This window comes from Rothia mucilaginosa, assembly GCF_964211445.1.
Lineage (GTDB): Bacteria > Actinomycetota > Actinomycetes > Actinomycetales > Micrococcaceae > Rothia > Rothia mucilaginosa_E.
On record NZ_CAXOQT010000005.1, the window covers coordinates 88,299 to 96,981 of the forward strand.

Genomic DNA, 8,683 nt, shown 5'->3' on the forward strand with positions numbered 1-8,683 from the left:
ACGGCACCCTGAATCAGGGCAACGGCTATTTACTTCGAGTTACCTACGCGGGCGGCGATTTCTAGTGAAATCTGCTCTTATCAGAACTCTGTTCTTCGTCTCCAACGAGGTGGCGATAAAGGACATAGTTCTAGACCGGCGGTCTTTGGTTCATTCATCATCTCAGGTTAAAGCCCGAGTCGCAAGTTAAAAACGTGATTAAGCGGGGTTAATCACTTAAAGCCCCTCTTTAAGCTACTCAACCCGCGCTTTCTCCCCGTTAAAAGGCCTGGCAACCCACGCTTTAGAGGTAAAAACGCTTTCCCTCAGAGAACAAGAAGCAGCGCTCAGCAGCCACGCCCAGGTGCATCCGCTCCCCCACGTTTAGGGAGGCGGTGCTCTGCGCATCCGGGATAAAGAACTCTAGCTCCTGACCGGCACTCACACGGGCATACTTTTGGGCATACTTTTGGGCACTCAGCTCAGCTTCCGTCTGAGCTCGCTGGGATTTCAACGGCAGGGAAACCGCCTCCGGCAGACGCCCGCGGTACAGCATGCCACCGACCAGGTGGCGGCAGTCGAGAACCTGGACCGGCAGGGCGTGAGCAGCATCTGCCGCCACCGGATGCAAAGCGGTCGCGCGAATTGCCAGCTCACACCCGGCAGGTAGAGCCGCAGAGTCCTCCAGCGCCAATAGGTTCAGTGCGGGCGCCGCCAAAAGCTTCGCCACCTGTAGAGTATGCGGATGCGCCAGCAGGCGCTCCGGAGTATCCACCTGCACCAGGTAACCGGCATCCATGACCGCAACCCGCTGACCCAGCATGAGCGCCTCATTCTGATCGTGGGTCACGTACAGGCCCGTAAAACCGTAGCGTTCGTGCAGGCGCACAATATCCGCGCGGATACTCGCGCTCATCTCCTCATCCACACTCGCCAAAGGCTCATCAAAAAGCACCACCGGAGCACGGCGAATCAGTGCACGCGCAATACCCACACGCTGCGCCTGACCGCCCGATAGCTGCGAGGGCTTACGGGACTCCAGACCCTCAAGCTTCAACGCTTCCAGCAGCTCGCGGTAGTAGTCCATATCGACCCCACCGGAGAACGCCCCCAGCCGGGTCGGGAACAGGATATTGTCCTTCACGCTCAGGTGCGGGTACAGAATCGGGCGCTGAAACACCACACCCACCGAGCCGCGCTCCAGAGGCTGACCGGCATAGGTCACCCTGCCGGCGCTCGGCTCCTCCAAACCGGCAATAATGCGCAGCAAAGTCGACTTGCCCGTACCCGAAGAACCCACGAGGGAAATCAACTCGCCGGGGTGTACATCCAGGTCAATCTCGTTCAGAACCGTCGTATCGGTACCAAAGGTCTTTGCGACGCCTCGAATACGCAGGCCCTCAAAGGGCTCCGCCGCGGCAGAAGAATAGGATGCAGAAGTCATTCCCCCATTATCGCCGAAACCCGCACCCGGCACCGGCGCAGAAGATAAGCGTCGTCATAAAAATGCGCGCTTACCCCACTAGCCAAACACCCTAACTCGGGCGTACCAGCAGACGTCCCTTCACAGCCAAATACAGCGTGCCCGCCCACAGGAAAATCAAGAAAGCAGTACCCGCCACAGTCAAGGCGGGGCCCACCAACCCCAACATGCCAGCCGAGGTCAGGCGAATACCGCTCGCCGCCATGGACGCCATACCGAAGGAGAAACCCCACATACTCATCGAGAAGCCACCCTCAAGAGTCCACGGAAGCAAGCGCATCAAGAAGAACAGCTGCAAAATGCCGTAACCGGTCAGCACCAGGAAGAACCAGTCCACTGTGCCACCATTAGCCGCCAGGTACGCGTTACCGCCCACAAAAGGCGGTGCCATCTGGATACCAATGACGCCGCGCTCCCCCCGAGGTAGCGGAGTCAGGGTGCGCAGACGGCTCAGGATTGCGGCCTCGACGCTGAACCACGAAATCAGGCCCGCACCGAAGAAGAGCATCGCCATATCGCGCCACCCCACAAAACCCATCGCCGTAGCGGTCGCAAAATTTGTCGCCACGGTCGGCAGGTACAGCACCGGCGAGGCAGCCTCGGGCGCATACCCACCACGCCACGTACCGGCAATACGATGAGAGGCGAAATACAGCTGCCCCACTCCGCCCAGCACAACCAGGGCCAGAGCCGGAGCCTCAGCATAGGGGTAGAGAGCCGCACCCATCTGCGCGGTCGTCGCCGGAATCAGCGAAAAGAAGCAGGTACGCGCCGGATGCTCCCAAAAACTACGCACCCACGCTCGATACTTCACCACCGAGTGAATCAGGAAGCTCATCAGGAGCAGCCACACTACGGCGTTAAAAGCCAGGATGCTCTCGCCCACCCAGTCAGGTGCCATTCCCTTCGAGGCACCGGTACGCCAGGCAGCGCCCAACGCGCCGGTACCCAGCGCCACCGCAAAATAATTGACCGGCACGCTGAGACCGCGGCGGGCACTCTGCTCGCTCTGAAGGGAAGAAGGCATTAGGTTTTACCTCTCATGGTTGTAGGGCAGAATATGGGCACACAGCCCCAATATATGTTTCGACGGTGCCGAGGCATGTGCAAAGCCCAAGGAATCGGGAGCTAGAAAATCATTCTATGTTTTAAGCCTATATAAGCTGGAAGTCCGTGACGTACTTTAACCGGTCCCGGTCACGCAATGTCTTGAATCTTCACGCTGTGTTTTGAATCTTCACACAGACAAAATCATGCACAAAAAATCGCCCCCGACGCCTAAACGTCGGGGGCGATCACTAGCGAAAGCTAGAAGCTACAGGTGCATACCTTAGGCAGCAACGGCAGCCGGATCAACGGGGATGCCGGGGCCGAAGGTGGTAGCAACGGTTGCCTTGGAGATGTAACGACCCTTAGCCGAAGAGGGCTTCAGACGGTTAACCTCTTCCAGAGCTGCCTGGAAGTTCTCCTCGAGCTGCTCAGCGGTGAAGGAAGCCTTACCGATGATGAAGTGCAGGTTGGAGTTACGGTCAACGCGGAAGTCGATCTTACCGCCCTTGATGTCTGCAACAGCCTTTGCAACATCCATGGTCACGGTACCGGTCTTGGGGTTCGGCATCAGGTTACGGGGACCCAGGATCTTACCCAGGCGGCCGACCTTGCCCATCATGTCGGGGGTTGCAACCGCTGCGTCGAAGTCGGTCCAGCCGCCAGCGATCTTTGCGATCAGCTCGTCGGAACCAACGTAGTCAGCGCCAGCTGCCTCAGCCTCAGCAGCCTTGGGGCCTGCTGCGATAACGACCACGCGAGCGGTCTTACCGGTGCCGTGGGGCAGGTTCACGGTACCGCGAACCATCTGGTCTGCCTTACGGGGGTCAACGGACAGACGCAGTGCAACTTCAACGGTTGCGTCGGTCTTGGTGGAAGAGGTTTCCTTCGCCAGGGCAACTGCCTCAGCGGGGGTGTAGAGCTTACCCTCTTCAATCTTGGCTACAGCTGCCTTGTACGCCTTGCTGCGCTTTGCCATCTGCTTTTCTCCTTATGCAGTTGTGGTCTCGTGAGCCGCGCTCGGCTCTGCCACATCCCGTCCATACGACGGGCATTTACAAGTTCTGTGTAGAAAAATCTACGGTGCCGATTACTCGGCTATTCGGCGAACCGAAATTACTCGACGGTGATACCCATGGAACGAGCGGTACCTGCGATGATCTTGGAAGCAGCATCCAGGTCGTTTGCGTTCAGGTCGGGCATCTTGGTCTCAGCGATTTCGCGCACCTGAGCCTCGGTCAGCGAACCAACCTTGGTGGTGTGAGGAACAGCGGAGCCCTTAGCAACGCCAGCAGCCTTCTTGATCAGCTGGGAAGCCGGAGGGGTCTTGGTGATGAAGGTGAAGGAGCGATCCTCGTAGACGGTAATCTCAACGGGGATGATGTTACCGCGCTGCGACTCAGTTGCAGCGTTGTATGCCTTGCAGAACTCCATGATGTTCACACCGTGCGAGCCCAGTGCGGGGCCGACGGGGGGAGCCGGGTTAGCGGCGCCTGCCTGGATCTGCAGCTTGATGAGGCCAGTGACCTTCTTCTTGGGAGCCAATGTAGGGTCCTTTTCTTAGCTGGGAACCGACGCACAGGAGCGTACGCCGGCAAGACGGTGACCGTGGCGCGGTCACCCGTGCATCCGCATGAAAGCGTGACATGCGCATACACAAACCAACATTCTAGCGTTAATCAGCGACTTAATCCAGCGCCAGCCAGCAGAAAGAGCAAACCTCGCCCGCACAGCCGCCGCTTATACAGCCGACACAAAATATGAGCCCCGCACCGAAGTGCGAGGCTCATATTCACACGCTAGAAGCGTTAAATCTTTTCGATCTCGGTGAAGCTCAAGGTCACCGGGGTGTCGCGACCGAAGACGGAAATCATCACGACAATCTGCTGGGACTCGCCCTTGATCTCCGAAACGGTAGCGTCCATGCCCTCGAAAGCACCGGACTTCACGCGGACGTTCTCGCCCACAGTGTAGTCAGACTCGATAACGGGCTTGGAAACGGGCAGGCCCTGGCTCTGCTGCTGCTCTTCGAAGACCGGCAGAAGCATGTCGAAGACCTCGTCCATGCGCAGCGGGACCGGGTTGTACGCATCCTGACCCACGAAGCCAGTCACACCGGGAGTGTGGCGGATAACGCCCCACGAGTGGTCGGTCAGTTCCATACGCACCAGAACGTAACCGGGAACGCGCACGCGGCGGATGGTCTTCTTCACGGTGTTCTTGAACTCAACCACGGTCTCCATGGGAACCTGAACCTCGAAGATCTCATCTTCAGCTTCCAGGTTCTGGATACGGGTCTCGATACCGGTCTTCACCTTGTTCTCGTAACCGGAGTAGGTGTGCACCACGTACCAGTCGCCCATCTGACGGCGCAGCTTGGACTTGAATTCTTCCAGAGCGTCGACTTCCTCAGCAGCCTCAGCAGCTGCTTCAGCCACCTCGACAGCCTCGGTAGCTTCCTCAGCCTGCTGCTCAATAGCCGCAGACTCCTCAGTAGCCTCAGCAGCGGCTACCTCGACCTCTTCAATCTCGGATACCAGTTCCTGCTCGGACACGTCGCTCCTACTTTCTATCGTTAATCATCTAGAGGGGACTCCCACTCGCCAATACGCTGAGGGAAATCACTGATGGGGCACCCAGAATAAGGATGCAGCCAGTACTAGTTACGCTGAATCGTTCCGTTACCGAAAATCCAGAATGCTCCCTGGCCAAAAAGATAATCCAGACCAGAAATAAGCAGGAGCATCACCACGACAAAGAACAGAACTCCGAAGAAGTAACCAACCAGTTCGCGTCCGGTGGGAGTAGTAACCTTCTTCAACTCCGCAATAACTTCACGGAGGAATGCAAAAATACGGCCGAAGAAACCGAGCTTCTTATCGCTCTTCGACGATGCGCCGGGCTGAACAGCCTTCTCGGCGGTAGCAGACGATGCCATTTCTTCTGCCCCTTTCTGAGTCTAAAAAAGTACGCCCGGGGAACGGGCGTACAAAGATGTTATTTGAGGCAATAAAAGCAGGGCGGACAGGACTCGAACCTGCAACCTGCGGTTTTGGAGACCGCTGCTCTACCAATTGAGCCACCACCCTTTGAAGTTTTCACTCCAGGTGTGAGAGTTGCTTCTCACTCGATTGCTCCTCCATTGCCTCCTAAGCCGCGGCTTTAGAGGGGCAAACAATTACACCCTTGCGGGTGCAGAACTAACTGTAAACCATCTTTCGGGGCCGATGCAACTTCAGAATGTAATATTTTTTCGAAAAACCTCTTGAGATACCTTGACGAAGGGTTCCGCATCACCACTAGTGGACCGTATCCTAATACAAGGAACGCCGTTCACACCCGCGCCCATCACGCGCGGATTGGTCCCGCACGCGCATTCCCATCACCTATTTCCTTGTCGACTTCACGCCGGCAGCGCACACGAAGAAAGAGAAGAGAGCCCCATGGCGCGTATTTCAAGCCGCATCGGTGCCATCGCACCCTCCGCAACCCTTGCCGTCGACGCAAAGGCAAAAGCACTCAAGGCTCAGGGGCGCCCCGTCATCGGTTTCGGCGCAGGCGAACCGGACTTCCCCACCCCCGCGCATATTGTGGATGCAGCACGCGAAGCGCTCAACGACCCCAAGAACTTCCGCTACTCCCCCGCCTCCGGCCTTCCCGAGCTGAAGAAGGCCATCGCGGAAAAGACTCTGCGCGACTCCGGTGTAGAGATTGACCCCGCACAGGTCATCGTCACCAACGGCGGCAAGCAGGCGGTCTACCAGGCATTCGCAACCGTCATCGACGAAGGCGACGACGTCCTGCTGCCCGCGCCCTACTGGACCACCTACCCCGAGTGCATCCGCCTGGCAGGCGGCAACCCCATCGAGGTGTTCGCCGGTAGCGACCAGCATTACAAGGTCACCGTCGAGCAGCTCGAAGCCGCCTACACCCCCGCCACCAAGGCGCTCATCTTCGTCTCCCCCTCCAACCCGACCGGTGCCGTCTACACCGAAGAAGAAACCCGCGCCATCGGCGAATGGGCACTGTCCAAGGGTATTTTCGTGCTGACCGACGAGATTTACGAACACCTCACCTATGACGGTGTTCAGGCAGTCTCCATCCTGAAGGCAGTACCCGAGCTCGCTGACCTGTGCGTCATCCTCAACGGCGTAGCAAAGACCTACGCCATGACGGGTTGGCGTGTGGGCTGGATGATTGGCCCGCGCGACGTTATCGCCGCAGCCTCCAACCTGCAGTCCCACATGACCTCCAACGTCAACAACATCGCCCAGCGTGCCGCTCTTGAAGCTCTGACCGGCCCGCAGGACGACGTGGAAATCATGCACGCTGCCTTCGATCGCCGCCGCCGCACCATTGTGGAGGGCCTGAACGCTGTTGAAGGCGTTCACTGCCCTGTACCCACCGGCGCGTTCTATGCCTACCCGGATGTACGCGAGTTGCTCGGCAAGGAAATCGCAGGCGTACGCCCGCAGACCAGCGCAGAGCTCGCCGAGCTCATTCTCGAAAAGGCTGAGGTCGCCGTAGTTCCCGGTGAGGCATTCGGCCCCAGCGGCTACCTGCGCCTCTCCTACGCGCTGAGCGATGAGGACCTGGCTGAGGGCCTGGCACGCCTGCAGAAGTTCCTCGGTCAGGCACGCGACTAGTTCGCGGCTCTCCGAACCGCGTCTCTTGCCCCGGCGGGAGGCGCGGTTTAGGTGTTGGGTGAACCGGCACAAAACGATCAAACACAGGGCTATTGACCGTTTTATGTCCTAAAAACCGGGAATCCCACAAAGATTTAAAAATATTTTTAAAACGCTCGAGGCCTCCCGCATCTTTTCGGATGCGCGGAGGCCTCGTTTGCCTCTTCGGTGCCATAGGTGGGAAGCGGCGGCTATTTGTGTTTCAAACCCAAACATACAGGTTTCAAAAACCTGAACTTTTATGCCGCGATTTGGGCATTCCCACGCCTTTCCACCACTACCAACACAACCCAAACACCGCTAAAATAGAGACCAAGAGAACGACCTCCCGACCGGCGCACATTCATGCGCCGAAATCGCGGAGGTCATAGTTATATACACGCGCGCACAACACCTAAAACGCGCAGACATTAGGAGCCAACCATGAAGATCGGTCTGCTTACTTCCGGCGGCGACTGCCCCGGCCTGAACGCTGTCATCCGCGGCGCTGTCCTCAACGGCGTCAAGAAGTACGGCTACGAGTTCGTCGGCTTCCGCGATGGCTGGCGCGGCGTCGTTGAAGGCGACTACATGGACCTGCCCCGCCAGAAGGTCCGCGGCCTGGCGTCCCAGGGCGGCACCATCATCGGTACCTCCCGCACCAACCCCTTCGACGGCCCCAACGGTGGCCCCGAGAACATCGAAATCATGATGGAACGCCACGGCATCGACGCAATCGTCGCTATCGGCGGTGAAGGCACCCTCGCAGGCGCAAAGCGTCTGGCGGACGCAGGCCTGCCCGTCATCGGTGTTCCCAAGACCATCGACAACGACCTGCGCGCAACCGACTACACCTTCGGTTTCGACACCGCAGTGTCCATCGCAACCGAGGCTATGGACCGCATCCGCACCACCGGTGAATCGCACCACCGCTGCATGGTCGCCGAAGTCATGGGCCGCCACGTCGGTTGGATCGCACTGCACTCCGGTATGGCTGCAGGCGCACACGCAATCCTGATCCCCGAGGTCAAGGTCTCCATGGAGCAGGTTGCTGAATGGGTCAAGGAAGTACACGACCGCGGCCGCTCTCCCCTGGTTGTTGTTGCTGAGGGCTTCATCCCCGAAGGCTTCGACGACGTCATGGCGAACAAGGGTACCGAGAAGGACGGTCGTCCCCGCCTCGGTGGTATCGGTGAGTACATCACCCACGAAATCGAGAAGATGACCGGCGTCGAAACCCGTAACACCATCCTGGGCCACATCCAGCGTGGTGGCGCACCCACCGGCTACGACCGCGTGCTCGCAACCCGCCTGGGCATGGGCGCAGTCGACATGGTCGCTCAGAAGCAGTGGGGCAAGATGGTCTCCGTTCAGGGCACCGAGATCAAGTATGTACCCCTCGAAGAGGCACTGGACGGCCTGAAGTCCGTACCTCAGGAACGTTGGGAAGAAGCAGCCGTACTCTTCGGCCGCTAAACCCCACAGCCTCAGCAAGCTCGCTGAGCACTCA

General features: G+C 58.6%; 8 protein-coding genes and 1 tRNA gene. 2 read left to right on the forward strand and 7 right to left on the reverse strand.

The window, feature by feature from the left end:
• Positions 1-283: 283 nt before the first annotated feature.
• The 7 genes from AB8E48_RS02220 to AB8E48_RS02250 all read right to left on the reverse strand — a co-directional run bounded on the left by AB8E48_RS02220 (position 284) and on the right by AB8E48_RS02250 (position 5,598).
• Positions 284-1,423 carry an ABC transporter ATP-binding protein gene (locus AB8E48_RS02220; RefSeq protein ID WP_368885617.1) on the reverse strand — a complete coding sequence of 380 codons (1,140 nt, stop codon included), beginning with the start codon at positions 1,421-1,423 and terminating at the stop codon, positions 284-286.
• A 91-nt stretch (positions 1,424-1,514) separates the two neighbouring features.
• Positions 1,515-2,489, reverse strand: a complete 975-nt coding sequence (locus AB8E48_RS02225; RefSeq protein ID WP_368885618.1) for a TDT family transporter — start codon at positions 2,487-2,489, stop codon at positions 1,515-1,517.
• A 303-nt stretch (positions 2,490-2,792) separates the two neighbouring features.
• Positions 2,793-3,488: a 50S ribosomal protein L1 gene (gene rplA / locus AB8E48_RS02230; protein ID WP_368885619.1), complete on the reverse strand. Its 696-nt coding sequence runs from the start codon at positions 3,486-3,488 to the stop codon at positions 2,793-2,795.
• Between the two features lie 137 nt (positions 3,489-3,625).
• Positions 3,626-4,054 carry a 50S ribosomal protein L11 gene (gene rplK / locus AB8E48_RS02235; protein ID WP_005504870.1) on the reverse strand — a complete coding sequence of 143 codons (429 nt, stop codon included), beginning with the start codon at positions 4,052-4,054 and terminating at the stop codon, positions 3,626-3,628.
• Between the two features lie 263 nt (positions 4,055-4,317).
• On the reverse strand, positions 4,318-5,064 hold the full coding sequence (gene nusG, locus AB8E48_RS02240) for a transcription termination/antitermination protein NusG (protein WP_368885620.1): 747 nt from the start codon (positions 5,062-5,064) through the stop codon (positions 4,318-4,320).
• 104 nt (positions 5,065-5,168) lie between these two features.
• Positions 5,169-5,447 (reverse strand): preprotein translocase subunit SecE, encoded by a 279-nt coding sequence (gene secE, locus AB8E48_RS02245; protein WP_304193838.1) that lies wholly within the window; start codon positions 5,445-5,447, stop codon positions 5,169-5,171.
• 78 nt (positions 5,448-5,525) lie between these two features.
• A tRNA-Trp gene (locus AB8E48_RS02250) sits at positions 5,526-5,598 on the reverse strand.
• Between the two features lie 354 nt (positions 5,599-5,952).
• Here AB8E48_RS02250 and AB8E48_RS02255 point away from each other — a divergent pair.
• Together AB8E48_RS02255 and AB8E48_RS02260 are read left to right on the forward strand one after the other, a co-directional pair.
• Positions 5,953-7,155 (forward strand): pyridoxal phosphate-dependent aminotransferase, encoded by a 1,203-nt coding sequence (locus tag AB8E48_RS02255; RefSeq protein ID WP_368885621.1) that lies wholly within the window; start codon positions 5,953-5,955, stop codon positions 7,153-7,155.
• Between the two features lie 462 nt (positions 7,156-7,617).
• Entirely contained in the window at positions 7,618-8,649 is a 1,032-nt protein-coding gene (locus AB8E48_RS02260) for a 6-phosphofructokinase (RefSeq protein WP_049347329.1), read from the forward strand.
• Positions 8,650-8,683: the final 34 nt, after the last annotated feature.